The sequence below is a fragment of the Streptomyces sp. AgN23 genome (assembly GCF_001598115.1).
Taxonomy (GTDB): domain Bacteria; phylum Actinomycetota; class Actinomycetes; order Streptomycetales; family Streptomycetaceae; genus Streptomyces; species Streptomyces antimycoticus.
This window is the reverse complement of record NZ_CP007153.1, coordinates 10,750,598-10,775,596: the sequence shown is the minus strand read 5'-3', so window position 1 is coordinate 10,775,596 and position 24,999 is coordinate 10,750,598. Positions and strand designations below refer to the sequence as shown.

At 69.0% G+C, this 24,999-nt stretch carries 17 protein-coding genes and 7 pseudogenes; 11 read left to right on the top strand and 13 right to left on the bottom strand.

Annotated elements, in window-relative coordinates; all coding sequences use genetic code 11:
* Positions 1 to 256: 256 nt before the first annotated feature.
* From AS97_RS46230 to AS97_RS46205, 6 genes and pseudogenes are all read right to left on the bottom strand, one after another.
* On the bottom strand, positions 257 to 2,566 hold the full coding sequence (locus AS97_RS46230; RefSeq protein WP_210567062.1) for an amino acid adenylation domain-containing protein: 2,310 nt from the start codon (positions 2,564 to 2,566) through the stop codon (positions 257 to 259).
* Positions 2,567 to 3,214: 648 nt separating this feature from the next.
* Positions 3,215 to 3,928 carry a restriction endonuclease gene (locus AS97_RS46225; protein ID WP_210567444.1) on the bottom strand — a complete coding sequence of 238 codons (714 nt, stop codon included), beginning with the start codon at positions 3,926 to 3,928 and terminating at the stop codon, positions 3,215 to 3,217.
* A gap of 43 nt (positions 3,929 to 3,971) precedes the next feature.
* Positions 3,972 to 4,658: a restriction endonuclease gene (locus AS97_RS46220; protein ID WP_210567061.1), complete on the bottom strand. Its 687-nt coding sequence runs from the start codon at positions 4,656 to 4,658 to the stop codon at positions 3,972 to 3,974.
* A 136-nt stretch (positions 4,659 to 4,794) separates the two neighbouring features.
* Positions 4,795 to 5,899: pseudogene (locus tag AS97_RS46215) on the bottom strand (integrase core domain-containing protein).
* Between the two features lie 739 nt (positions 5,900 to 6,638).
* Positions 6,639 to 9,167 (bottom strand): ATP-binding cassette domain-containing protein, encoded by a 2,529-nt coding sequence (locus AS97_RS46210; protein ID WP_210567060.1) that lies wholly within the window; start codon positions 9,165 to 9,167, stop codon positions 6,639 to 6,641.
* Positions 9,168 to 9,190: 23 nt separating this feature from the next.
* Positions 9,191 to 9,724, bottom strand: coding sequence for a pyridoxamine 5'-phosphate oxidase family protein (locus AS97_RS46205; RefSeq protein WP_210567059.1), 534 nt, complete (start codon positions 9,722 to 9,724; stop codon positions 9,191 to 9,193).
* A 159-nt stretch (positions 9,725 to 9,883) separates the two neighbouring features.
* Between AS97_RS46205 and AS97_RS46200 the strand changes: the two are divergent.
* A pseudogene (locus tag AS97_RS46200) lies at positions 9,884 to 10,112 on the top strand (transposase); the annotation flags it as partial.
* 167 nt (positions 10,113 to 10,279) lie between these two features.
* Here the strand turns inward: AS97_RS46200 and AS97_RS46195 are convergent.
* The 5 genes and pseudogenes from AS97_RS46195 to AS97_RS46175 form a co-directional block, all read right to left on the bottom strand.
* The gene (locus tag AS97_RS46195; RefSeq protein WP_210567058.1) at positions 10,280 to 10,813 is read right to left on the bottom strand and encodes a kinase; all 534 of its coding nucleotides are present in this window, start codon (positions 10,811 to 10,813) and stop codon (positions 10,280 to 10,282) included.
* 477 nt (positions 10,814 to 11,290) lie between these two features.
* On the bottom strand, positions 11,291 to 11,734 hold the full coding sequence (locus AS97_RS46190; protein ID WP_247204741.1) for a hypothetical protein: 444 nt from the start codon (positions 11,732 to 11,734) through the stop codon (positions 11,291 to 11,293).
* Positions 11,735 to 11,837: 103 nt separating this feature from the next.
* Positions 11,838 to 12,134 (bottom strand): annotated as a pseudogene (locus tag AS97_RS46185) (hypothetical protein).
* Between the two features lie 763 nt (positions 12,135 to 12,897).
* Positions 12,898 to 14,259: an MFS transporter gene (locus AS97_RS46180; protein WP_210567057.1), complete on the bottom strand. Its 1,362-nt coding sequence runs from the start codon at positions 14,257 to 14,259 to the stop codon at positions 12,898 to 12,900.
* A 46-nt stretch (positions 14,260 to 14,305) separates the two neighbouring features.
* On the bottom strand, positions 14,306 to 14,617 hold the full coding sequence (locus tag AS97_RS46175) for a putative quinol monooxygenase (protein WP_066028028.1): 312 nt from the start codon (positions 14,615 to 14,617) through the stop codon (positions 14,306 to 14,308).
* Positions 14,618 to 14,778: 161 nt separating this feature from the next.
* On the opposite strand from AS97_RS46175, the gene AS97_RS46170 reads away from it, so the two are divergent.
* The 8 genes and pseudogenes from AS97_RS46170 (at position 14,779) to AS97_RS46135 (ending at position 22,189) form a co-directional block, all read left to right on the top strand.
* Positions 14,779 to 15,618 carry a GntR family transcriptional regulator gene (locus AS97_RS46170; RefSeq protein WP_247204740.1) on the top strand — a complete coding sequence of 280 codons (840 nt, stop codon included), beginning with the start codon at positions 14,779 to 14,781 and terminating at the stop codon, positions 15,616 to 15,618.
* Complete coding sequence (locus AS97_RS46165) at positions 15,615 to 16,682, top strand: LLM class flavin-dependent oxidoreductase (RefSeq protein ID WP_059142202.1); 1,068 nt, start codon at positions 15,615 to 15,617, stop codon at positions 16,680 to 16,682. Before AS97_RS46170 ends, AS97_RS46165 begins: the two co-directional genes overlap by 4 nt.
* A 47-nt stretch (positions 16,683 to 16,729) precedes the next feature.
* Positions 16,730 to 17,473: a transglutaminase family protein gene (locus AS97_RS46160; protein WP_210567056.1), complete on the top strand. Its 744-nt coding sequence runs from the start codon at positions 16,730 to 16,732 to the stop codon at positions 17,471 to 17,473.
* Positions 17,474 to 17,567: 94 nt separating this feature from the next.
* A complete protein-coding gene (locus tag AS97_RS46155; protein WP_210567055.1) occupies positions 17,568 to 18,977 on the top strand; it encodes an NAD-dependent succinate-semialdehyde dehydrogenase in 1,410 nt (469 codons plus the stop codon).
* 46 nt (positions 18,978 to 19,023) lie between these two features.
* Entirely contained in the window at positions 19,024 to 19,731 is a 708-nt protein-coding gene (gene npdG / locus AS97_RS46150) for an NADPH-dependent F420 reductase (protein ID WP_210567054.1), read from the top strand.
* A gap of 212 nt (positions 19,732 to 19,943) precedes the next feature.
* The gene (locus AS97_RS46145; protein WP_210567053.1) at positions 19,944 to 20,420 is read left to right on the top strand and encodes a hypothetical protein; all 477 of its coding nucleotides are present in this window, start codon (positions 19,944 to 19,946) and stop codon (positions 20,418 to 20,420) included.
* A gap of 50 nt (positions 20,421 to 20,470) precedes the next feature.
* A pseudogene (locus tag AS97_RS49185) lies at positions 20,471 to 21,689 on the top strand (transposase); the annotation flags it as partial.
* 128 nt (positions 21,690 to 21,817) lie between these two features.
* Positions 21,818 to 22,189, top strand: coding sequence for a VOC family protein (locus tag AS97_RS46135; protein ID WP_210567052.1), 372 nt, complete (start codon positions 21,818 to 21,820; stop codon positions 22,187 to 22,189).
* A 33-nt stretch (positions 22,190 to 22,222) separates the two neighbouring features.
* On the opposite strand, the pseudogene AS97_RS46130 reads toward AS97_RS46135, so the two are convergent.
* A pseudogene (locus tag AS97_RS46130) lies at positions 22,223 to 23,081 on the bottom strand (IS5 family transposase).
* Positions 23,082 to 23,120: 39 nt separating this feature from the next.
* Positions 23,121 to 23,472: pseudogene (locus AS97_RS48370) on the bottom strand (RacP protein); the annotation flags it as partial.
* A 111-nt stretch (positions 23,473 to 23,583) separates the two neighbouring features.
* Between AS97_RS48370 and AS97_RS46125 the strand changes: the two are divergent.
* Together AS97_RS46125 and AS97_RS48365 are read left to right on the top strand one after the other, a co-directional pair.
* Positions 23,584 to 24,480 carry an aminoglycoside phosphotransferase family protein gene (locus AS97_RS46125; RefSeq protein ID WP_210567051.1) on the top strand — a complete coding sequence of 299 codons (897 nt, stop codon included), beginning with the start codon at positions 23,584 to 23,586 and terminating at the stop codon, positions 24,478 to 24,480.
* A gap of 166 nt (positions 24,481 to 24,646) precedes the next feature.
* Positions 24,647 to 24,914: pseudogene (locus AS97_RS48365) on the top strand (hypothetical protein); the annotation flags it as partial.
* Positions 24,915 to 24,999 lie beyond the last annotated feature (85 nt).

The following is a 24,999-nucleotide window of genomic DNA, read 5'->3' as shown; positions in this document are numbered from 1 at the left end:
CATCCATGGGGCACGCCTCACCGAGACGAGCCAGTCGAGGGAGAATGAATCAGCAATTGAGGAAACAGGAGAGCCTCGAGTCCGGCATTTTCTCCGATGACACTTCCCTCCGGGTGAGGTCGGTAAGTGTTTCTCTGCACCCTCCGCCAAGAGGGTTGAGCATCGTGCCTGAACTTGCTCTTATCCTGTGCTTCCGGAAGGAAGTTTAGGCGATGACTTCCAGGAAGGTCAATAGGGTTGGCATATTCCTGATGGATTATCTTCGTCGACGTTTGAGCTGCGGCTTGGGAAGAGCCTCCCGGTCCAGTTTCCCACTGGCGGTCAACGGCCAGGCCTCCAGCGTTACGAAGGCCGACGGCACCATGTATTCGGGCAAATACTCCGCCGAATGCCGGGTTAGCTCGGCCGCGGACGCGGGCTCACGGGACGACGGCACGACATAGCCGACCAGCCGAGCGCTGGCGCCCATGTCGTGCCGCACGGTCACCACGGCTTCCCGCACCGCCGGATGTCTGCGCAACTGAGCCTCTATCTCGCCCGGTTCGACCCGGACCCCGTGCACCTTCACCTGATGGTCGAGCCGTCCGAGGAACTCCAGATAGCCCCGCAGGTGCCAACGGGCCAGATCCCCGGTGCGGTAGAGCCTGCGCCCCCGTCCCGAACCGGTCGGGTCGGGCACGAACCGCTCCGCGGTGAGCCCCGGTCGCCCGAAGTAGCCGCGTGCCAGGGCCGGCCCACCCAGCCAAAGCTCCCCCGGCGCACCCAGCGGCGCTAGCCGCCCGGAGCGGTCCAGCACATAGGCGCTGACGTTGTCGATGGGATAGCCGATCGGCAACGTTCCGGCGGGCTCCGCCCGACGGCAGGGCCAGTGGGTCACATCGACCGACGCCTCGGTGGGACCGTAGAGATTGTGCAGCTCGGCGCCGCTGACTTGCCGGAACCGGTTGGCCAGGGAGGCCGGCAAGCTCTCGCCGCTGCAGAACACCCGGCGCAGCGAGCGGCAGACCGGTACGGAGAGTTCCTCGACGAAGATTCCCAACATCGAGGGCACGAAGTGCACGGTGGTCACCCTTAACTCCTGGATCACCGCCGTCAGGTAGCGGGGGTCCTGGTGTCCGCCCGGCCGGGCCATCACCAGGCGGGCGCCGCTGATGAGCGGCCAGAAGAACTCCCACACCGAAACGTCGAAAGTGTAGGGGGTCTTCTGCAGCACCACGTCGTCGGAGCGCAGCCGGTAGGTGGACTGCATCCACAGGAGGCGATTGACGATGCCCCTGTGCTCGACGGCCACGCCTTTGGGACGCCCGGTGGAGCCGGAGGTGTAGATGACGTACGCGAGGTCGCTGTCGCCCCGAGGTGCACCGCGGCGGGGGGCTGAGGGCACGCCAGCTGAGCCTCCCGGGGCTGCGGGGGCGCCGGATGCATCGAGAGGGAGAACGGTCACTTGGTCCGGGGCAGCGGCGCGGGCCGTGTCGCGGCAGTCCTTGTCGGCGAGCAGGACACGGGTGCCGGTCTCGGCGAGCATGTCTCGGATGCGCTGTAGCGGGTGGCCGGGGTCGAGCGGCAGATACGCGCTGTCCGCGAGGAGGACGCCGAGCAGAGCCACGGCCAGTGCCGCCGACCGCAAGGCGCACACCGCGACGACCGTGTCCGGCCCTGCACCCCGCAGGCGCAGCTGCCGCGCGACCGCCTCCGCTTGCTCGAGGAGGCGGCGGTACGTGAGCTGGTTCTGTTCGTCCTGGACCGCGATCGCGTCGGGGGTCCGCCGGGCCTGTTCCCGCACCAGATCGTGCAAGCGCGGCGCGTCGGGGCGTGTTCGGCCGGTGGCGGTCAGGCAGTGGAGGCGTGCCCGCTCATCGTCGGGCACCACGGGCAGGTCGCGGACGGGGGTTTCGGGAGAGCGCGCGACGGCGTCGATCAGGTAGAGCAGGCGGCCGGTGACGAGCGCGGCGCCGTCGGCGTTGAACCTCCGGCTGCGGTAGTCGGCCGCCAAGGCGAGAGTGCCGTCCTGGCCCGAGTGGAAGCGGAAGGAGGCCTCGTGGCCGACGTGGTCGAGGTGGTGGTTCTTGACCGCGTGCGGGGACGGGGCCGCGGGGCGGCGGGCGGATGCGGTCACCAGGACGTGGCTTGGGAACGCGGGGACACTGCCGGCTGCGGTGGTGCCTACGGCAGCCACGGCGTTGTGCCGCAGCCGGTCGCGGAAGGTATGCGCCTCCTGGTGCATCCAGCGCAGCGGTAGCGTGCGGCCCGGTGGCGCCGCGGATGTGAGGTAGGCGATGAGCACCTCGGGCTGGTCGGCGCTGCATGAGAGCGTCGCTTGCACGACGGTCGCCAAGAAGACGCCGGTGGTCGTCCGCTCCTCGGCGGCGAGTCGCTCGATCATCCGTGAGGTCTCGACGGGGAGGGCTGCGACCACCCGCTCCACGGTGTCGGAGGCGGGGCTGTCCGTGGTGAGCTCCGGGAACCGGGACTGTGTCGGCGCCCCGACGAGGTAGGCGTCCCACGACCACTGATCAGCAGGGGTGCACCCCGGCGGTATATGATCAGGCCCTGACTGCTCGGTCACATCACTCCTCACGTCCAGACACGCGCTCGCGTGCGTCCCCCCCGACTCGCACATTTGCGAACCACTCGCGGACACGCGCGGACCCGGGCCGCTCGCCTGTATTGGTTACGAGCTGATCTCGACGCGAACATGACTACCGGTCTTTTCAACTACACGAAACCCCGACAGCCACTTTCCCGTCACCCCGCAACACCCGTTCGCGAAAGTCCCGTTCAGAGACTCGGGGCCCGCACTCCGCTGAGTTCTGGCCGTTTCGACGTAACCACCCTGCCTCCTGCCTCAGCCACCCCAAGACGCAACAGCGTCCGAGAACCATAGGCTCTCGGAGGCAGCCGTGCGGGGCGGGAGATCCGGGCGGGCAGCGCGCGCCACAGTTGGGCCACGTCATCAGTTGATGGCGGAAGTCGCGATGTGCAGCGTCTGATGCTGCGGGAGTGGTTCGGGCGGGGCCTGTGAAGAAGCGCAGATCATGCGGATCGTTGGCGGCCGGGTGTCGGACCACGCTGAATCGGCGTCGAGCGGTTCACGCGAAGGGGCCCGCCCCCGCATGGTGCGAGACAGTCCACAGACCGGACGGTGCATGCCGCTCGAGAGAGCGGTGTGTGCACCGATCTCGCGGGTCGGCTGCAGGATGGCGTCAAACTGGTGTCACCATGTCGTGGTCTGAATACCGAGGACGTCGTAGAGGTGTTGGCCGTGGGCCCATTTCTTCAGTTCCGGGCGGCCCATGAGGATGAGCTGGTGGTGCTGGGCGAAGCCGACTGCCGGCTGGGTGAAGCTGTTGAGTGCGATCATGATGGGGAGGTCGGCTCCGTGGTGCAGGCGGGCTGTCCCGTTGAACTTCTGCACGTGTCCTGATGCGACTGGGTTCTGGTACTGCTTGCACTGCAGTATCAGGAGACGGTCTTCGTCATCACGGGCGGTGACGTCCACGCCGAGATCCCCGGCGCCGCCGACCCGCCGCGGACTCCGGAATCCGTCACGGGCCAGAAGGTCGGTGCACGCCTGTTCAAAGCCCGTCGCGCTCATCGCGGACAGTTGCTTCATCTTGAACGTCAGTACGTCAGGGTCGGCCGAGTCGTCAGACGGATCGGCGAACGTGTCCTGCTGGCCGACGTAGATGTCGGCACCGAGCAGGAATGACAGGAGTCTGCCGAGTAGGAGAAGCACGGACAGCCCGATGGCGACGATGAGCCCGGTCCACCACGGGTGATCGGCTATCAGGCCCCACAGGTCAACGGTGATCCACCGGCTGACGTCCTCGGTGAGCCACTCCCAGAGCATCTTGCCCGCGGCCAGCGTGAGGATTGCGTACAGGCTGAACTTCAGTACCGGGTCGAGCGACCCGTCTTCGTCGAACACCAAACCCTCAGACGTGATGAAAGCTGACCAGGGACTCCGCCGGTCAGGCTGCGCGCTTGAACCGGTTCGGCCGAGAGCGCGCGGAGACTCCGAGAAGTTCGTGTAGGGCGGCGCCGCTCTCGGCCCAGCGCTGCAGCTTCTCCCGGTCGACCCAGTGAACGCCGTGCCGGTCGCCCCACGTCATGGCGTCCCGGGTGAAGGCGCCGTTGGTGACGACGACAGCGTGATCGGCCTTATGGACCGGTCCGGCCGTCCCTTTCACCGCGTACATCACCGATGCCCCCACCTTCCCGCCGACACGTGTGTGCTTGGCTTGCACGACGATCCGACCGCGCTGTGGGTGGTCGCCGATGACGTCGGCTGCCTGGTCTCCTTTTCGGCCGACCTTGCGGGCCGACCAGCCGTCACGGATGAGCAGGTCTCGCAGCGCGAACTCGAACGCCTGGTCGTCCATGGCGTCGATGTCGGCAAGTGTGATCCGCAGAAGCGCCAGCTTCTCGGCCCGGGTCTGCCGCGCTCGTGCTGCGCGAAGCACTCGCCACAGCCCATAGGCGAGGCCGCTGGCGGCCAGGACGAGGAGGAGTGGCCACCCGCGGACTACCGCGTCCCGTGCGGCGCGGACCATCTGGAGCAGCAGGTTAGCTGCCGCCAGGGCGACGACTCCGGCCGCGATGTGCTCGCCCGTGCCACGAGGCTTGCGCAGCCGCAGCCGTGGTCGGCGCCGGGTCATCAGCGTGCCGCCGGGGCGGATACCGAGGGCTTAGGCGAAGGCGTCTGCTCGGCCTTGGACTCGCCGAAGCCGAAGACTTGGCCTGTGTCGCTCGAAAATACGATTCGGTGCTGTGAGCTGCGGCGAGGCCGTCCGGTCAGGCGGTCCTCTGGTACTGATTGATCAGGCCGCCGAGGAGGGGCTGTCGCCGGATTCGGTGGGCCTGGAGGTCGGTGACGGTGGCTGGAGCGGGTGGTTTGGTGCTGTCCGGGGGCAGTTGCCGCCGGGACTGGTGGGGGCGGTGCTGGTTGTAGTGCCGGATGTACTCGGCCAGGACCGCTTGGGCGTGGGCCTCGTTGTAGATCAGGATCCGGTCGAGGAGCTCGCGCCGGAGGGTGCCCACGGCTCTCTCGCAGATCGCGTTCGCTTTCGGTGCCTGCGGCGGGCTGAGCAGGATCTGTACGTCGTCGACCTGGAAGACGGCATCGGAGGCGTCGGTGTACTTCGTATCCCGGTCCCGCAGCAGAAAGCGCAGCGAGTCCATCCGGCACCCCAACGTCATGGAGAGATTCCTTGCCTGCTGGACGGTCCACTGCGCGGTGGGGTGGGCAGTGACGCCGGCGAGGTGTAGTCGGCGAGTGCCGTGCTCGATGAAGATCAGGGCGTACAGGCGCCCCAGCGCCACGGTGTCGAGATGCAGGAAGTCGGCGGCGATGATGCCGTGGGCCCGGGTGGTGAGGAATTGGCGCCACGTGAGGCCGGAGCGATGCGGCGCTGGGGCAACTCCTGAGGACTGCAGGATCTCCCATACGGTGGACGGGGCGATGGAGTAGCCAAGGCGGGCGAGCTCGCCCTGTATGCGGCGGTGGCCCCAGGTGCTGTTCTCGCGCGCCAGACGCAGGATGAGCTGCTTGACGGTGGGCGCAGTCGGGGGGCCGTCCCGGATGGCGGCGCTCGGTGAATGTCCACTTCCGGGAGACCAGGCGTCGGTGCCAGGCCAGCAGCGTGGTCGGCGTGACCGCGAAGACCTGACGCCAGCGCTCTCGCGGGACCAGCCGGGAAAGGACGGCCAGCCAGATCCGGTCGGCGGACTCATACCGGTCGGCGGACTCATAGCGGACCCGAGCGATCTGGCGGCGCAGCACCGCGTTCTCGTGCCGCAACGCCAGCACCTCCGCATCCTTGGCCACCCGGCTGCGCAGCACGGCGGCGGGCACTCTGATCAGATTCCGGACCAGTGCGGTGACGATCGACAGCGGCATCGAAGGATCGTCCCAGGTGCTGCGGAGGCCGTTTCCCTGCATGGAGAAGCCGCAGGCCAAACCCAGAATCGTATTCCCGAGCGGGACAACAAAACCTCGCTACGACCACCAACCGGGCCCAACTGAAGAACGCCCTGACCAAACACACCGAAACAGCACTGGACCGAGCAGCCCGCACCCACGTGCAAACGCGTGACGGACTTCTCAGACGAACAAAAGTCCGTATGCTTCGCCGCCGCGGCGCTCGCGATCGAGGACCTCTCCCCCAGCCTCGCCCACCGCCTCCTCGGCCCCCTCCGCCTCGCACTCGGCGACATCCACACCTACCCCCGTCCCTACATGGGCCGACAACCAGTAACCCGAGACGACCTCACGGACACGCGCCCCCCGAGCCCGGCGAACACATGATCATCAACAAAGGCGATAGAGGCGATAGAGGCGATAGAGGCGATAGAGGCGATAGAGGCGAGCATCCCGTCAACGCAGTCCAGTTCAAAGCCCGTCCAAACGCCGCCACATACCAACGAACACTGAATCTGAACCTCGCACAACGCAGCTGACACAACCTGATCACCCAACAGCTACGCGACAAACCCGCAGGCCAGGCCCTCCCTCAAACACAACACCCACAACCACTACAGCTACTCGCACACCGCAATCCCCCGCCCGCAGACACACCACAAACTGATCAACGCAGGCCAGACCGCCCACTACTGATCAGAAAAACCGTTCCTGGACATCAGCGCCGTGTGTCCTTCGAGGCGTCCAGGAGTGGCAGGCCGGCCGCGTACCGGCGGAGGTATCCGGCGGTGGGAGTGTCCGCGCCAGCGACGGTGTCGGGGGTGCCCTGCGCGACCACCGCGCCTCCGTTGGGGCCGGCTCCCGGTCCGAGGTCGATCACCCAGTCCGCGGACGCGGCGACGGGGATGTCGTGTTCGGCCACGACGACGGTGTTGCCGGAGTCGAGCAGCATGTCGAGCGCGTCGACGACCCGCTGGACGTCGGACGGGTGCAGGCCCGAGACGGGTTCATCGAGGACGACGAGGCCGGCCTTGCGGCTCGCCGCGCCCCGCTGGATCGCGGACGCGAGTTTGAGGCGCTGGGCCTCGCCGCCGGATAGCTCGGTGGCGCTCTGGCCGAGCCGGAGGTAGCCGAGCCCGACCCGGTCGAGCGCAGCGAGGGTCTCCGCGAGCTGCCGGGGTTCGGTGAAGACCTCCCCGGCCTCGGCGACGGTCAGGCCCAGCACCTGGTCGACGGACAGCCCCAGGTAGGTGACCTCCAGGGCCCCGGGCCCGTAGCGCCGGCCGTCGCACGTGTCGCACACCACCCACATGTCGGGGAGAAAGTGCATGTCGACGAGCCTGCGGCCGTAGCCGGTGCAGGTCTCGCAGCGGCCGCCGGTGGTGTTGAAGCTGAACCAGGAGGCGTCGACGCCGCGCGCGCGTGCCGCGTCGGTGGCGGCGAACAGTTTGCGGACGATGTCGAACGCCTTGCTGTACGTGGCCGGGTTGGACCGCGGCGTGCGCCCAAGGGGTTCCTGGTCGACCACGGCGACCCAGCCGAATCCGTCGAGTCCGGTCACCTCGCGCACGGTGTCGGCGGCCGTGCCTTTGAGTGCGGCCGCCACGCCCGCGGCGAGTGCGCCCAGGACGCTGCTCTTGCCGCTGCCGCTGACCCCGGTCAGGCAGGTGAGCCGCCCGGCAGGGAGGCGCAGCAGCTCCGCGGCCGCGTTGTGGGCGCGCAGGCCGTGCAGTTCCACCCAGCCGGCGTCATCGCGGACCGGGCGGGGGGTACGGCGCAGCCGCGGCCCGTTGCCGGCCAGGTAGCGGCCAGTGGCCGAGGCGGGGTCGGCGGCGGCCAGGGCGGGCGGTCCGGAGACCAGGACCTCGCCGCCGAGGCGGCCCGCGCCGGGGCCCATGTCGACGATCCAGTCGGCGCGGGCGATCAGTTCGGGGTCGTGTTCGACGAGGAGGACGGTGTTGCCGGCTTCGCGCAACTCCAGGGCGATGTCGAGGAGGTGCTTCTTGTCCGCCGGGTGCAGCCCGGCGCCGGGTTCGTCCAGGACAAAGATGACGTCGCTCAACTCGGTGCCGAGCTGAGCGACGAGCCGGGTGCGCTGCAACTCACCGCCGGACAGCGTGGCGGCGCTGCGGGACAGCTGCAGATGGGCCAGGCCGAGCCGGTCCAGGAGGCGGAGCCGGCGTCCGAGGTCTTGCAGCAGGGGCTCGCCGACGGTGCGCTGCCGGGTGTCGAGGGAGTCGGCGACGTGCCCGGCCCAGCGGCGGACCTCGCGTACATCCACGTCCAGCAGATCGGGGTAGGTCAGGCCGCCGAGACGTACGGACCGGGCGGCCCGATCGAATCCGCTGCCGTGGCAGGTGCCGCAGGCCTGCTTGCGCATGTACGGCAGGTAGCGCTGCTTGGCGTCGGCCGTCTGGGCGTTGACGAACACCCGTTCCACCTCGGCGATCGCGCCGCGCAGCGGTTGGCTGGAGGTGTAGGTCATACGAGCCGTCTGGTTCTTGTTCGGGATGTCGACGGTGGCCTCGACCGCCTCCTCGCCGGTGCCGTACAGGACCTCGTGTTGAAAAGCCGCGGGCAGCGACTGCCAGGGGCGGCCGAGGTCCACGCCGCGTTTGGCGGCGAGTGCGGGGACGAACATGTGCTCTCCGGACCGCCACTTGGCGTACCAGGGGGAGGCACCTTCGAAGAGGGGGAGGTCCGGGCGGGTGACGACGAGGTCTTCCTGGGCCTGCCAGCGTCCGCCGGCGCCGTGGCAGTCCGGGCAGCTGCCTTCGGGAGTGTGGCGGTCGAAGTGCGCAGTGGTCAGGGGACCGGCGCCCGCGGCCGGGTCCGGGTCCGGGTCCGGGTCCGGGGCGATCCGCGGGAGGCGCGAGTAGAGCAGTCCGAGGTGCCCGTCGATCCCGGTGATGGTGGCGACCGTGGAGCGGGGGTTGCGGTTCAGGCGGCGCTGGTCGACCGCGAGCGTGGCGCCGAGGCCGAGGATGCGGTCGACCTTGGGGCGGTTGCGCTGGGTGATGTACTGGCGTACGAACGGCGAAAGGCCCTCCAGGTACCGCAGTTGGGCCTCGCTGTGCAGGGTGTCGATGGCGAGTGAGGTTTTGCCGCTGCCGCTGACGCCGGTGAAGGCGACGAGCCGGCCTTTGGGGATGCTGACGGACACGTCGCGCAGGTTGTTGGTGCGGGCGCCCACGACGTCGATGGTGTCGCGGGTCTTGCCGGCCCCGGCGGCGTGGGGGGCCGGCATGCGCGTGTCCGATACGGGCCGGGTCACGCCTCGTCGGCCTTCCCGCCGAGCTTGGCGAGGTCGGGGGCGAACACGGCCATCCACTGCGGGTGCAGCCGGTAGAAGACCACGTCGTTGTCCCAGTCGAAGGCGTCGTCGCCGTAGAAGTCCCGGAAGTACGTGAGCAGGTCCGGCCAGTCGGCGGCCGGTTCGCCGCGGTGGGGGTTGAGGGTCTCCGCGGTGCCGTGTGTGAACACGCCCAGGTCCTCCCCGCGCATGTGCGCGGCGCTGACGGCAGGCCGGGCGGCGAGGTGCCGTGCCTTGGCGGCGCCGCGCGCGGTGCCGAAGTGCCATTTTCCGTGCAGGAAGTGCCCGTCCACGCCGCTGACCCGCGGCTCGCCCTTCGCCGTCACGGTGGACAGCGCGAGCGTGCACATGCCGGTGAGCACGCGAGTGAGCTGCTCGGCGGTGAGCGTGCGCTCGCTGCTGATGATCGACCGCAGGTGCGCCGTGGAGCGAGAGAGCGAGGCGTCAAGGAGGGCTTGGAGCCGGTGGAGGTCGTCGGGTGTTTCGCGCATGAGGGTCCTTGTCTGTCCGTCGTCCCGGCCCGCGCCACCACACGGCACCGGCCGGCGCCCCCACTGTCTCCACAAAAACCGACACCCTCTGTCGTATTTCTTGCGGTGCCCTCTGCACCCTGCCACCGGGGTGTGGGCAGGCGTACAGGCGACGACCGGCTGCGCACGCCGCGACCCTGCGCCGCGCCCGCGGCTGGGCGGTGCTGGATTGTTAGGGACGGGTTGCGGGAGACCGCCAAGCTGTTGATCCCGCCGTCGAAGGTGCGGCCGCAGGGCGGCGGGAGGCCGGGACACGCCTGATGAGACGCTGCTCGCGGCGATCATCTACGTGCTGGTCAGTGGCTGTGCCTGGCGGGCTCTGCCGCCCTGCTTCGGCGTCTGCGAGTCGTGCCCATCGTCGGTTCCTCAGGTTCACCACGGAACGTGACCGTCTCACGCCCGGACTCTCAGCCGAACCGGGCCGGAGGGTCTCGCGGCGGTGAGCAATGAAGCCAAAAAACGACGTCAATCCGGCGAATTCGAGGGCGCGCGGGTGATCTGGTGCGCATACCCAGGTCAGCAGTCCAGTGCGGGCAGGTGGGCCAGGCCGGTCTCGAGCAGGATGCGGTCGACGGTCCCGTGCAGGACGCTGTCGGCGCCGATGACGGTCTCGAGCCCGTCGGGCAGCAGGTCGCGCGGCCGTGACCAGTCACGCAGTTGCGTTTCGCTGACGTCATCGGCGATCGTCTTGGTGGCGTGTCGGGCGAGGGTTTCGTCGAGGGGTACGTCCAGGTAGTAGCCGTGGGTCGGGCCGCGGTGGTCGGCGCGCGGCTGGGCGAGCATGTCGCCGTAGCGGTCGGCGCAGAGGATGCCTTCGACCACGACGTGATACCCGGCATCCAGTCCGTAGCGGGCCGTCAGGTCGATCAGGCCGATGTTCGCTGCTCCGGGCCTGTCCCGCTCGCGGAGCACGATGCGGCGGAGGTTGTCCTGGCCGACCAGGGCCAGGCCGCGGCCGAACCGCTCGCGGAGGCCGACGGCGACGGACGACTTCCCCGAGGCGCTGTTGCCGCGCAGGACGACCAGCCGGGTGTTTTCACTGCCCACCATCACGGCCGTCACCCTACCGACGGCCGGTGACAGCGCCCGGCGCGTTCTGAGACACCGCCGACATCGACGTAACGAGTGGTGTGCCTGCCCTTTTGACGGGCCAGCCCGCTGCTGCGTACAGGTGTCACGGGCCGTCGCGACGGTCCTCGACTATCCAGCCGTCACTCAGTTCCCGGTGCAGAGCCTCCAGTGCGGCGTCCGCCTGCTGCCTGAACAGGGCCCATTGCTCCTCGGTCCACGGCGACGGGCCCGATGGGTACTCCCACTCGATGGACGGCTGGTACCACTCGCACAGTCTCGCCCAGCTCCTCCCGCGTGGCCGTGCTGATAGGCAGTCGTTCCAGCTCGCAGGGGGAACCGTGGGCACTGTTGACGTCGTCTGGCCACAAAGGGGTGTGCGGAACGCCGGCCTCGAAGCAGAAGCGCAGGTGACAGGGCACAGGGCACAGGGCACAGGGCACAGGGCACAGGGCACCATCATCGCGGGGGGAACGGGGCCAGACAACGATCCCACTCGTCCGCCGCCTGGCGCAGGTTGGCGGCGGTGGCCTTGATCTCGATGACGTACTCGTCCAAGTGCTCATCGCCATCCAGCCATGGGGGCGCCGCCTCCTGAGAGAGATGGACTCGCACGAAGCCCGAGCCAGTGTGGCTGAAGGACACAACGGGCTCCAGGAAGTAAAGGTCCGGCTGTGTGCTCGCCGGCGTTGCTCCACCGACGGCGCGCAGCCATGGAGAGATCTGGCGTGCCTCATCGGTCAGGAGGCAGGGTTCGGCGAAGGACCAACTGCCCTCGGGCGTGATCACCTCGCCCTCGGCCACCAGCCAATTGTCGTCATACTCGTCGCCGCTGACCACCGGGAACTGATAGCGCAGCGGACGCAGCCTGATGCGATGTTCGTGATCAGCGAGTAGCACCACTCAAGCATGGCAGGCCGTAGCCGGAGGTTCAGGCCAGACGAACCGGCCGCTGACCTGACGCGGTCGGGGCGTCGGTCAGGGCGTGTCGGTCAGGGCGTGTCGGTCAGGGCGTGTCGGCAGAGTGGTAGAAGCGGCAGATCACGCCCGGGCCCAGTGTGCGAGGCTCGCCGGGGCGGGGATCGTACAGCGACCGCCCGCCGGGAAACTGACCGAGCTCGGTGGCCAGGGCTACGCCACCATCGACTTCCCCGGGCCGCCAACCGGTGATGTCCAGCAGCAACCCATCCAGCGGCCCGCCTATGAGCGCGGGCTAGGTCTGGTGCGGGAGCGGCCCCGGGTCGGGGTCGTCGTGGTCACAGCCGTAGACCCGGCCACGCAGCAGATGCTCATCGCCGTTCATCCCTCCAGCCTTCCAGCCACCACCGGCAACGCGGGCTGGTCCGGGGCAGCCCAGGCCCGGCCCTGCGCCCAAGCTCACGCCGGTGCGGGCCTCCGAAGGAGCCCCTGACCCGGTGCTGTGTGCCCCATGGTGCGGCTGTTCGGCAGTGTGGCCGGGGTCGGGGAGGTCCGGCCGGAAGTGCCGTTCCAGGATCTGTGCCCAGCGGTGCGGGGGGACGAAGCCGGTGGGATTGTCCGCCTGCGCCTGGACCAGCTCAGTCAAAGCGTCATGGCTGGTCTGGTCTTCCCGGGGCCGTGGCGTCTTGTGGGACGAGGCTTACGCTTCGTCGGCCAGGGCTTTGGTGAACAGCTCTTCAAAGCCCAGCGAACGGAGAGAGGGCCGAGAAGCCTGCGCGAGTAGACCGTGGGAGGTGAATGAACGCCGACGGTCACGAGAGGACTTCCCCCAGGCGGGGGTAGTCGGTGTAGCCGCGGTGGTCGCCGCGGTAGAACGTGGTCTCGTCGGCCGCGGCGAGCGGCGCCGAGGCGGAGGCGGTGCACGAGGTCGGGGTTGGAGAGGAACAGCGTCCCGAACGAGAGGGTGTCCGCCAGTCGGCCGTGTGGCTCGGGTGGGCCGGCCGTTGTGGATCACGGGCGCGGAGCCTTCGGGAGCCCTCCGACGTTCTCGGCGTAGGGCCGGGTGGTCTGACCGGCCAGGCGGTGTTCACTGGTGGTCCCACCGGCTGCCGTTGTGCGGTCGTGGCCGGTGGGGACCTGGAAGCGGCTCACTGAGGGAGGGGTTGTCCCTTGGTCTCCGGCCCGACGAACCAGACGGTGGCGATGGCGATGACGTACATCACCACTCCGACGACCGTGGCAGCGGCAGTGATCCCGCCGAGCAGGCTGATGAGCATTCCGGTGCCGAGGGTGACCAGCGCGCCTGCGATGCGCGCGGAGTTGAACACCGCGGAGATCGCTGTGGCGCGGCCCGAGGTGGGGAACAGCTCGGGCATGTAGATGGGCATCCAGGCGAACTGGCCCAGGACGAAGAACCCGGCCACGGCTGCCACGGCCAGTGCCGCCTGCGGGGTGTGGACGGCGAAGAAGAAGACCGGGACGACGGCCGCGGATACGGAGTAGTAGAGGAGCATGGTGGGTTTTCGGCCCCAGCGGTCGGCCAGGTAACCGAGCAGGAGGTAGCCGGGTACGGAGGCGCCGTTGAACACCAGGCCGGCGTTGGCACCCCATCGGGTGCCCGTCTCGCCGGTGTCCTTGGCGAGTTGGGCGGTGTATGCGGGGATCCAGGCCGACACGGCGTACAGGCCGATGACCGACACGACGGTCAGCACGAGCAGCCGCAGCCCGCGACGGCGTAGGTGGGCGTGGCTGAAGACGGCGGTGAAGGGGGAGCGCAGGAGTTCCCTGTCTGCGGCTGTGACGGTGTCGCCGGCTTCTTGGGCGGCTTTGGCCTTGCGCCGCCGGTCGCGGACCGAGGTCCACATCTCCGGGTCGCGGACGGCCCGCCGTACGTAGAGGACGATGAGTGCCGGGAGTGTGCCGATCAGGAAGAGGTAGCGCCAGGCGTTGTCGCCCACGGGCTCCAGCAGGTACCAGGCCAGCGCGGCGAAGACTGCGCCGACGCCGAAGCCCGACTGAAGCACTGCGGCGGCTCGTCCTCGTGAACGGTCCGGCCAGAGTTCGCCGATCAGGGCGGTGGCGCTGCCCCACTCCGCTCCCAGTCCCATGCCGGTGATGAAGCGCAGGGTGAGCAGCCACCAGTAGTCGGGTGCGAGTGCGGTCAGACCGGTGAAGAGGGCGTACCAGAGGATGGAGAGGATGAGGGTGCGGCGCCGGCCGAGCCGGTCGGCCGCGAAGCCGGCGAGGATCCCGCCGAGCGCCCAGCCGGCGAGGGTGGCCGCGAGCAGGCCGCTGATGTAGGTGGGAAGGTCTGCCAGCTGTGCTTCGGTGCCCACCGCCATGACGGCTGTGGGGCCGACGAGGACGAGGGCGTAGGTCTCGAACCCGTCGAAGGTCCATCCCAGCCAGGACGCGAACAGCGCCCGGCGGCTGCTTTTGTCGATGTGGGGCACGGCTGGGGACGGGCTGAGAGTTCTGGGGGGCGACACGTCGTTTTGCAGGTCGGACATGGTGCTCTCCTTTGAGCGGTCGCGCGACGTCGTGACGTGCCCGTCGTCAGCCGATGACGTTGACCGGCCTGAGGACGGAAACCTCGACCGGTTTGGCCAGGAGGTCGGACAGCTGGGCGCGGTACGCCTTGTAGTGGGCCGTCGTGCGGTGCGCCTCCAGGGCCGCGGAGTCCTGGTAGCGCTCCAGGAGGACGAAGTCCGGGGCTTCCGTCTCGGTGGTGTAGAGGTCGTAGGAGCGGCATCCCGGCTCGGAGCGGGTCGGGGCGATCATTCCTTCGAGCAGGGCCCGCAGCTGCGGAGCGCGGTCTGAGGCCGGGGTGAAGCGGGCGATCACGGTCACGTGGTTCTGGTCCGACACGGGGGCTCCTTTGATTCTCGGCGGGGGCTACTTGCGCCCACCAGATGTAAGACGTTATAAAACGTCTCATGACATGCGTCAAGGGTTCGGTGATCCAGCCGGCCGTGACACCCGAAGGGGGTGTTACGCGTCCGGGCCTGTCGCCGGGTTCAATACGACTTATGACATCTGACATGGGCAACGAGCCCCGCTTCGACCTGTCGGCCGCCGGATTCCGGATCGAACGGGGCCGGACACCGGCGACGACGCAGCTGGCGGAGCAGATCAAGGCACTGATCCTCAAGCAGCAGCTGCCGCCGGGAACGCGGCTGCCCACGGAACGGGAGCTGATCGCCGAGACCGGTCTGAGCCGCATCACGGTCCGTGCCGCCGTGGGTGCCCTGGAGTCGCAGGGCTGGGTGGTGCGCAAGCAAGGACTGGGCACCTTCGTCTCCGAACCGGTGGACCAGGAGCTGTCCTCCGGCGTGCGCACCATCACCGAGGTCCTGCTCGAACAGGGCGTCACACCGCACATCGACGTCCTGGGCTTCGGGGTCGAATCCGCTGCGCCCCACGTCGCGCAGGTCCTCGGGGAGTCCGAGGTACTGACGATCCGGCGCCGGTACGGGGACGGGGAGAAGCCGGTCGCGCTCGTCACGATCCACCTCCCGACGCGGGTGCTGGAGGCGGCCGGGCCGCTGCGCTCCGGCGAACCCGCCACCGAGACCACGTACACGATGTGGGAGCAGCGCCTGGGGGTGCGGATCGCGCAGGCCCGGCACCAGATCCACGCGGCCGCGGCTTCTCCGGACGTCGCCGCGGCGCTGGAGATCGACGAGTCCGCACCCGTGCTCGTCCTGGAGCGGGTCAGCCTCGGCCACGACGACCGTCCACTGGAAGTCGTGATCTTCCACTACCGCCCGGAACGCTACGGATTCACCGTAACCCTTCCCCGCACCGTCTCCGGCGCCCCGGTCGGCATGACCGACATGACCGACATGACAGAAAGGCGACGTCCATGAACGAGACCGATCCCTCCGGCGCGGGCCCCGGTCCCGCCTATGAGTCCGGGCCGCACATCGGGCTGATCCTGGCCCTGACCATCCGCGGCCTCGCCGTGGGCAACTATCCCGACATGGTCCGCGCCGCGCAGGCGGCCGAGTCCTACGGGTTCGATTCCGTGTGGCTGTGCGACCACTTCCTGACCCTCAGCCCCGACGACTACGTCCGGGACGCGGGCATCACCGCCGGACCCGAGAGCGACGGCGATGCCCAGCAGAGCCGCTCGCCGTCGGTCCCGCTGCTCGAATGCTGGACCGCGCTGTCGGCCCTGTCCCGCGACACCACCACCGTGCGCCTGGGCACCAGTGTGCTGTGCAACTCCTACCGCTACCCCGCCGTGCTCGCCAAGATGGCCGCCACCCTCGATGTCATCTCCGGCGGCCGACTGGACCTGGGCATGGGAGCGGGCTGGTTCCAGCAGGAGTACGAGGCATACGGCATCCCGTTCCCCCCGACCGGGGACCGGGTCACCGCGCTCGGCGAGTCGCTCCAGGTGATGCGCCAGGTGTGGACCGAACCGCACCCGGCCTTCCACGGCGACTTCTACAGCATCGACGGGGCGGTCTGCGATCCGCCCCCGCTCCAGCAGCCGCATCCGCCCCTGTGGGTGGGCGGCGAGGGGCTGCGGGTCCACCGCATCGCCGCCCGCCACGCCAACGGCGTCAACGTCCGATGGTGGCCCGCCGAGAAGTGCGCGGAGCGCCGCGCGCTGCTGGACCGTGAGTGCGAGGCGATCGGCCGCGACCCGGCGACCCTGCGCCTGTCGATCACCACCCTGCTCGCACCGACCGACTCCCCGGCACAGCAGGACGAGCTGCGTGGCCGCTTCCAGTCGATTCCCGACACCGGACTGATCACCGGGACGCCGGAAGCCTGTGTCGAGCGCATCCGCGCCTACCAGGACGCCGGCATCGACCACTTCCTGTTCACCATCCCCGACGTCGCGGACTCGACCTACCTCGACGTCGTCGGGGAGCAGATCCTGCCCCACATCAAGCCCGCACGGCACACGCAACCCGCCTGACCCAGCCGCGCGACCACGACGCCGACGACTCAACGAAGGGCTACTCCGTGACCTCCGAGACGACCGCGCACAACGAGCTCACCACCATCGACGAGGCGTACCTGAGGCCGACCGCCTACATCGATTCCGACCACCCGCTCGTGGTATCCACCGCACGAGAGCTGACGGACGGTGCCACCACCGACAGCGAACGACTGGGCCGCATCTACCACTACGTCCGCGACCTGCCCTACGACATCCTCGCCTCGTTCCGCTATCTCGCCGAGGGCGAATCGGCGGCCAGCGACGTCCTCGCCCACGGCGTCGCCTTCTGCATGGGCAAGGCGAGTTCGTTCGTCGCCCTGTCCAGGGCCGCCGGTATCCCTGCCCGCATCGCGTTCCAGGCGCTCCACGCCCCGAAGATGGAATTCCTCTCACCGGAGGTCCGCACCCTGTGGGGAGGGCCGGTCGGACGGCCACTGCCCTGGCACTCGCTCGGCGAAGCCTTCCTCAACGGCCGGTGGATCAAGCTGGACGCAACCATCGACGCGCCCACAGCGACCCGTCTGGGCAAGCCCTACACCGTCACCTACGACGGCGTCACGGACATCCCGACCGTCGAGGGACCCGTCCTGCGGGAGAACGGCAGCTACGCCGACTATCCCGCCGAAGTGGCGCGATGGTACGAGCAGGTCGCCGGCGAAGTCCTCGAAGCGCTTGCCTCGCCCACCGCGCACGAGCGGGTCGCCGGCGACGACGTGCTGTGGAGCGGCCCCGATCCGGAGCTGGTCGGCCGCACCTCCGTCGCCTGATCCGGCCACGCGAGGAGCGCCCCGGGACACCGACCGGCGCACATGCCCGCCCTTCGCGGACCATCACCTCAACCCCCAGGGAGTGCAACCGACCATGGCCGTTCGCCAGATCAACTCCGTCAACCCGGCCACCGAGGAAATCATCGCCCAGTTCACCCCCCACTCGCCGACAGCTGTCGACGCGGCAGTCGAGCGGGCATCCCTCGCCGCCAGGAGGTGGCGGACGATACCCGTACCGGCACGGGCCGAGCACCTCAAGCGGGCCGCCGCGCTACTGCGCGCCGAACGCGACCGACTCGCCGCACTCATCACCGAGGAGATGGGCAAGCCCATCGCCGAAGCCGAAGCCGAGGTCGACAAGTCCGCCTGGTGCTGCGAGTACTACGCGACGCAGGGACCGGAACTCCTGATGCACCAGCCCGTGGCAACCGGGGCCACCCGCAGCCACGTCGCCTTCGACCCGCTGGGCCTCGTCCTGGCCGTCATGCCCTGGAACTACCCCCTCTGGCAGGTGTTCCGCTTCGCGCCGCCCGCGCTGCTGGCCGGCAACGGAGCCGTACTCAAACACGCCTCGAACGTGCCGCGCTGCGCCCTGGCCATCGCCGACATCTGGGACCGGGCCGGCTGCCCGCCCGGCCTGTTCACCACACTGCTCGTCGGCCCCGACACAGTGCCGGACCTCATCGCCGATCCCCGCATCCACGCCGTGACCCTCACCGGATCCACCGAAGTGGGCTCTGCCGTCGCCGCCATGGCCGCACACCACCTCAAGCCACAGGTCCTCGAACTCGGCGGCTCGGACCCCTTCATCGTCCTCGCCGACGCGGACGTCCCCGCCGCCGCCGCGGCGGCGGTCAGCGCACGCATGCACAACGCCGGCCAGAGCTGCATCTCCGCCAAGCGGTTCATCGTCGAGGAAACAGTCGTCGAGGAATTCACCCACGCGTTCACCGCCGGTGTCGCCGCCCTGGCCGTGGGCGACCCCTTCCGCCGAGACATACACATCGGCCCGCTCGCCCGGTCCGGTCTCCGCTCCGACCTCGTCGACCAGGTCGAGCGCAGCACCGCAGCAGGCGCCCGACTCGTCACCGGCGGCACGGTCCTCGACGGCCCCGGGTATTTCTACGTACCCGCCGTCCTCGACCAGGTCACCCCGACGATGGCCGTCGCAGCAGAGGAGACGTTCGGGCCAGTGGCCGCCGTTGTCTCCGCGAAGGACCCGGCCCAGGCCGTCAACATCGCCAACGCCACCGAATTCGGTCTCGGCGCCGCCCTGTGGACAACCGACCTGGAGCGCGCCGACCGCCTGATCCCCGGCATCGAGGCCGGCGCGGTGTTCGTCAACGGAACCGTCGCCTCCGATCCACGGCTCCCGTTCGGCGGCATCAAGCGCAGCGGCTACGGGCGCGAACTGGGCGCCTTCGGACTCCGCCAGTTCACCAACGTCAAGAGCGTGTGGATCGGCCCCGCACACAACGCACCGAGCCACCCCCTCAGCGAATGACCAGCATTCTCCCCCACCGCCACCAGCCGACCGAAAGCGACCACCCATGACAGTCACCCAGCCGGACTCCCTCCCCGCCACAACAACGCACCACGAGAACACCGTCGCCATCGTCGGCGGCACCGGCGCCCTCGGACTCGGGCTCGCCACCCGGTGGGCCCACAGCGGCGTCCACGTCCGCATCGGATCCCGGCGTGCGGAAGCGGCGCAGGGCTGCGCCGACAAACTCCCCGGAGCGGTCGGCGGGGACAACACCACCATGATCGAAGGCGCGGCGGCGGTGGTCGTCGCTGTGCCCTTCAGCGCACACGCCGAGACGATGCGCGCCATTGCGAAAGTCATCCAGCCCGGACAACTGGTCATCGACACGACCGCGCCGCTTCTGCCCGCCGGCCCCCGCGGCCTGCGCCCCATCGCCCCCTGGGCCGGTTCCGCCGCCCAACAGGCCCAGGCCCTGCTCCCGGACGGCACAGGCCTGGTCTCGGCTCTGCAGACGGTCAGCGCCGCCACCTTGCAGAACACCGAGCTCCGGCTGGACGAGGACGTACTGCTCTGCGGCGATCACAAGGCCGACAAGGTCCTGGCCGCGGATCTCATCGACCGTATCCCCGGGCTGCGCACCATCGACTGCGGCCTACTGGACATCAGCGGTATCAGCGAACGGATCACCGCCCTGCTGATCGGGATCAACAAGCGCTACAAGACCCACACCGGCATCCGGCTCACAGGCCTCCCCCAGCCTCTCCCCCGATGAACTTGTCCTCTCCCCCCGGCCCTCGAACAGCGCCTCGAACCGAGCCGCTCACCCGGGGGCCCGCCAGACACGGGAGCAGCCTCCGTCTGATCACGCGCTCCCACCAAGGTGCGCGTGATCACGACGAAAGCCCTGAGGACGAACCCGCTCCCTCATACCGCCCGGAGGGAAACACCGGCGGAAACCTCACGCATCCAGGACGAGTTCCACGCATGCCCGACCGCCCGCCGCGACGAGTCGCTCAAGCCGGCGGACACGGTACTCAGCGCCGACGGCCCGGTGAGATCGCCGGGGCGCTGATCACGAACCAGGTCCGTGCCTACGACCTACTGCGGATGTCCGGCCGCGAGGGCCACCCCACCCCGCTGAGTACCACATTCGCCGAGCACGCACGCACCGACAAGACCATGCACCTACTCGCCCTGGCCGACCCGGCCGACCCGGCCGCCCCAGCCGACCCGGCCCACCCGGCCCACCCGGCCCACCCGGCCCACCCGGCCGACAACACCTACCAGCGCCTGATGAACCGGCAACTCACCGAGCAGAAGTCCCACCACCGCCTCGCCCCCGCGAATGCCACGGCGGCCGCCGCCAGATCCACCCAGGCATACCACGAAGACCAGGAGAACCAGCTCACCACCCTCGCCTGGTCCCCAACACCGTCGTCCTCAGGAACACCCGCTACCTGAACACCACCCTCGTCCAGCTCCCCACCCACGGCCACAACATCAAAACCACGGACATCGCCCGGCTGCGGACGGTGCTGGCCGGGCTGTCGTTGCCGCGGTTCGACGGCGGGCGTCCGGTCCTGGCAGTCGATGCGTCGCCGCGGCTTCGCCCGGACACGCCATGCTCGGCCGAGCGCCTGTCCTGCCACGTCTACGGGCGCGCGAAGACAGCCTCGCAGCTCATTCCGGGCTGGCCCCACTCTTTCGTGGCCGTGCTGGAGCCGGGCGCCACATCCCGGACCGCGACCTTGGACCGCGATCCGGCCCGGACCGGCGGACGACGCAACCGCGATCACCGCCACCCAGTTGCGAGGTGTCGTCGAGCAACTCATCGCCGCTGGTCAATGACAGGCCGGGGACCCGCATATCCTGATCGTCAGCGATACCGGCCACGACGTCACCCGCCTGGCCTGGGTCCTGCACGACCTGCCGGCCGACTGGTCGGCCGGGTCCGCTCCGACCGTGTGATGCGGCTGCCGAAACCACCGAGAACGCACGGAGACAACAGCCGGCCGCCCAAAAACGGCCCGGAATTCCGGTTCACCAAGCCGGAGACCTGACCCGAGCCCGCGACCACCACCGTCACGGACACGACCAACTACGGCAAGGCCGAAACCCCAGGCATAGGACCGGGTCCACCCAAAGCTCACCCACCGCTCCTCCTGGCCCGACCACGACGGTGAACTTCCGCCGGTCGAAGGCACGTTGACGCGACTGAAGATCGAGCATCTGCCGAAGGAACGAGATGCCCCGCCAGTGCGGTTATGGTCCTCCAAAACCGGCGCCACCCCGGACGAGGGGGACCGCTTCCGGCAAGCATTTCCGCGTCGCTTCGATCCGCAGCACACCTTCCGCTTCACGAAGCAGACCCCCGGCCGGACCACCCCGAAACTCCGTACCCCCGAGACGCCAGACCGCTGGACCTGGATCCTGATCGTCGCCCACACCCAGCCCCGACTCACCCGGCCCCTCGCCACCGACCTCCGCCCGCCCTGAGAGAAACCCACCACCTCCGGCCGACTCACCCCGGCCCAGTCCACCGGGGGCTCAGGAACATCCGCACCCACCTCCCCTGCCCGACCCGTGTCCCCCACCCCCGAGGCACCAGCCCCGGACGGCCACCCGGCACCAACAACAAAACACCGGGCACCCCGCTACGACACCGGCAAAACCCTCAAACGCCCCGAGACCCCCAAGGCCATCGGCAAGCCCGGAAAATCCTGCACATAAAAAACAAGCCGAGAGCCTGTCCCTGAACCTGGGCTGGGTGCTGGCCGCTTGGCATTCTCGCATGTGGCGCTGTACCGACCCCCAGGTCGGTCCCGGAGCGCTCGCGGGCGAGTGGCATAGTGAGCCGGATGATCGGACGCCTGTACACCGTTGTCATCGACTGCCCCGACCCGGGTGAGCTCGCCGGTTTCTACGAGAAGCTGCTGTCGCTCTCACGACAGGAGGACACCGGTGACTTCGTCGTGCTCCAGAACGCCGAAGGCGCCCCGGTGGTCGCCTTCCAACGGGTGGACGACTTCCGCGCGCCGCGGTGGACGGATTCCGCGCGCCCTCAGCAGATGCACATCGATGTGATGGTCGCGGACCTCGATACGGCCGAGCCCCAGGTGCTCGCCCTCGGTGCGACGCTGCTGGATGGTTCGGACAAGCCGATCGGTTACCGGGTCTACGAGGACCCCGTCGGCCATCCCTTCTGCTTGATCACTCCCGAGGGAGCCTGAGAGCCTGCTCTCTCCATCGGGCCGATCGGTAGGTCAGGCGGCTTCGGCCACCACGTGGCCGTGGGTGCTGTCGCGGCGTTCGGCCGGATGGTTCTTGCGGCGGGCGAGGCGTCGGGTCATGAAGGTGATGGCAGCCCAGGTGATGAGGGTCTCGGAGTGCTGGACCAGGCGCTCGTAGTCGCGGGCGTGACGACGCGCGTGCATGATCCAAGCGAGCGGGCGTTCGACGACCCAGCGCCGGGGAAGGATGACGAACCCGGAGGTGTCCTTGGGACGGCTGACGGGCTTGATGGTCAGGTTGAGGCGCTGTTTCGCCCAGCCCACGAGCCTCCCCGCGTAGGCGGAATCCGCCCAGACGATGGTGATCTGGGGGCGCATGAGCCGAAGGCGGAAGAGGACTTCCCTCGCCGCCGCGGAATCGTGCAGATCGGCCGGGGTGACATAACCAGCAGGGCCAGCCCGCGTGTGCCCACGACCAGGTGACGCTTCCGACCATTGATCTTCTTTCCCGCGTCGTAACCGCGGCTGTCTCTCCCCACGGTCTCTGCGGCCTTGACGTCTGGGAGTCGATGACCGTGGCGACCGCACGGGGGCCTTTGCCCAGGTCGCGGCGGATCCGGCCGGCGAGCTGGTCGCGTATCTGCCCGATGACCCCGGCCGCCGCCCAGCGCACCATGAACCCCCAGACCGTGCGCCAGCGCGGAAAGTCCACAAGCAAGGCTCTCCACTTGCCGCCGGTGTCGACGACGTCGCGAATGGCATCGACGATCTCGCGCCGGGGATGTTCCTCCGGCCGGCCGCCGCGGTGAGTCTCGCAGGCCGGGGTCGGCAGCAGCGGTTCGATCAGGGCCCATTCCGCGTTCGTGGTGTCGGAGGGATAGCGGCGGCGCATGGCAGCTTCGCTCCCTCCGGGCAGTCGAGGACAGGCACATTCGATGGAGTTGAGCTGGGCGATGATGTGCTTGACCCACTTGTCGCGCGGGTGGGCGGAACTCGGTCAGCTTCCCGGCGAGCACAGCCCGTTCGTATGCCTCCAGCGCCGCCCGTTCGGCGCCGAGCTGGTCGCTGTCGGCCCTGGTCCAGATCAGCGGTGGCCAGCCGTTTTCAGCGATGATGTCGCGCAGAGCGGCCAGCCCCGATCTGACCTGGCTGGGAGGCAGCCCGCTCGCGCGGGTCAACTGAGAGAACAGCAGCCCCGCGGGTCTGGCCTCGAACAACACGAACCGCAGGGTGTCCGCATGCCGCTGGGCGGCCTCGCCCCGACGCCGTGAGGCGCGGAGCACGACTACTCGCCCCGCAGCATGCGGGCCAGTCCGTCATCCATGCCGACCTTCACAGCGAAATGTTCCGGAGCGAGAGCCACTCCGCCTGCCGCCTCAGTACTGTGACTTCGCATGACCGACACCGAGATCGAGATCACCGCAGACCTGGTCCGCGACCTGCTGCAGGAGCAACATCCAGATCTTGCAGGGCTGGCCATCCGCGAGGTGGCGGGCGGCTGGGGCAACCAAATGTGGCGCCTCGGGGATGAGCTGGCCGTGCGCATACAGCGCATGGACCCCACCCCGGAACTCCAGCTCAAGGAGCGGCGGTGGCTGCCCGTGCTGGCTCCGCGCCTGCCGCTCCCGGTGCCGACTCCGGTGCGGTTCGGCGAACCGTCCGAGCGTTTCCCCAAGTACTGGACCGTGATGACGTGGGTTCCCGGCGAGCCGCTGGACCACGGCTCGATCAGCCGCGGCGACCACGCTGCCGACACGCTGGCGGGTTTCCTCCGGGCGCTCCATGTGGAGGCGCCCGCCGAGGCGCCGATCGCCACGGACCGCGGTGCCCATCCCAAGAACTGCACGGACGGCTTCGAGAACTTCTTCCAGGCCGTTGCCCCCGACGACACCGCTACCGACGTCCGGGCCCTCTGGGACGACGCCGTTGCGGCCCACGCGTGGGAAGGCCCGCCGGTGTGGGTCCACGGCGACCTCCATCCCGCGAACGTCGTGGTCTCGGACGGAACGCTCTCGGGCATCGTCGATTTCGGTGACATGTTCGCCGGCGATCCCGCGTGGGACCTCGCCGCCGCATGGGTGCTGCTGCCCGCAGGCACGGCCTCACGGTTCTTCGACATGTACGCGCATGCAGACGAGGCGGCGATCCGGCGCGCCCGCGGGCTGGCCGCGATGAAGAGCCTCTTTCTGATGCTCATGGGGCAGAACGGGGATCGGGGCCTTCCCGGCGGCAAGCCGAACTGGGGACCTGTAGGCCGCGCGGCACTTGATCGTGTTCTGAAGGGCGTTTGATGCGCGCTTCTTTGAACTTGTTCTCGATCTTGATTGAGGGCCATGCGGCAGTCCACCTTCGTGGACTCATCGATCACCACGCGTAGTGGGGATGCCAAGGTCCACGGCCGTATTCTGCCCATGGCCCCGATCGAGCTGGCGGAGCTTCTCCTCGGCGCCAGCCAGGCTGACCTGGAGACCTTCGACCTCGCCGAGCCAACCTTCCGTCTGGCGCGGCGACTTCGACAACGCTGCCGTCAACGCGCTCCACGCGGAGGCGTTCGGTCACGCCCAGTTGCCCATCGATTGGCAGACACAAGTGCACCGTCACAGCCCTTGGCTGGGTCTGTGCCCGAGAAGACGTCAGGCTCGTAGGGTTTGTCAACGTTGCCTGGGACGGTGGCGTCCATGCCTTCGTTCTCGACACGATGGTCGCTCAGGACATGCGCAAGACCGAAGCTCCGCCATCTTGATTCTGGCTGGTCAGGACCTCTGGTGTGATGGCGGGTGAGGCTGCTCGGGCTGGTGGTGGGGCAGTGT

Coding starts and splice junctions, on each gene's coding strand:
- AS97_RS46125 (WP_210567051.1), top strand. CDS start 23,584: ATGACCGACACCGAGATCGAGATCACCGCAGACCTGGTCCGCGACCTG.
- AS97_RS46220 (WP_210567061.1), bottom strand. CDS start 4,658: ATGACCCGGCGCCGACCACGGCTGCGGCTGCGCAAGCCTCGTGGCACG.
- AS97_RS46205 (WP_210567059.1), bottom strand. CDS start 9,724: ATGCGCGAAACACCCGACGACCTCCACCGGCTCCAAGCCCTCCTTGAC.
- AS97_RS46155 (WP_210567055.1), top strand. CDS start 17,568: ATGGCCGTTCGCCAGATCAACTCCGTCAACCCGGCCACCGAGGAAATC.
- AS97_RS46145 (WP_210567053.1), top strand. CDS start 19,944: ATGCCCGACCGCCCGCCGCGACGAGTCGCTCAAGCCGGCGGACACGGT.
- AS97_RS46180 (WP_210567057.1), bottom strand. CDS start 14,259: ATGTCCGACCTGCAAAACGACGTGTCGCCCCCCAGAACTCTCAGCCCG.
- AS97_RS46135 (WP_210567052.1), top strand. CDS start 21,818: ATGATCGGACGCCTGTACACCGTTGTCATCGACTGCCCCGACCCGGGT.
- AS97_RS46210 (WP_210567060.1), bottom strand. CDS start 9,167: ATGCCGGCCCCCCACGCCGCCGGGGCCGGCAAGACCCGCGACACCATC.
- AS97_RS46165 (WP_059142202.1), top strand. CDS start 15,615: ATGAACGAGACCGATCCCTCCGGCGCGGGCCCCGGTCCCGCCTATGAG.
- AS97_RS46170 (WP_247204740.1), top strand. CDS start 14,779: ATGACATCTGACATGGGCAACGAGCCCCGCTTCGACCTGTCGGCCGCC.
- npdG (WP_210567054.1), top strand. CDS start 19,024: ATGACAGTCACCCAGCCGGACTCCCTCCCCGCCACAACAACGCACCAC.
- AS97_RS46195 (WP_210567058.1), bottom strand. CDS start 10,813: ATGGTGGGCAGTGAAAACACCCGGCTGGTCGTCCTGCGCGGCAACAGC.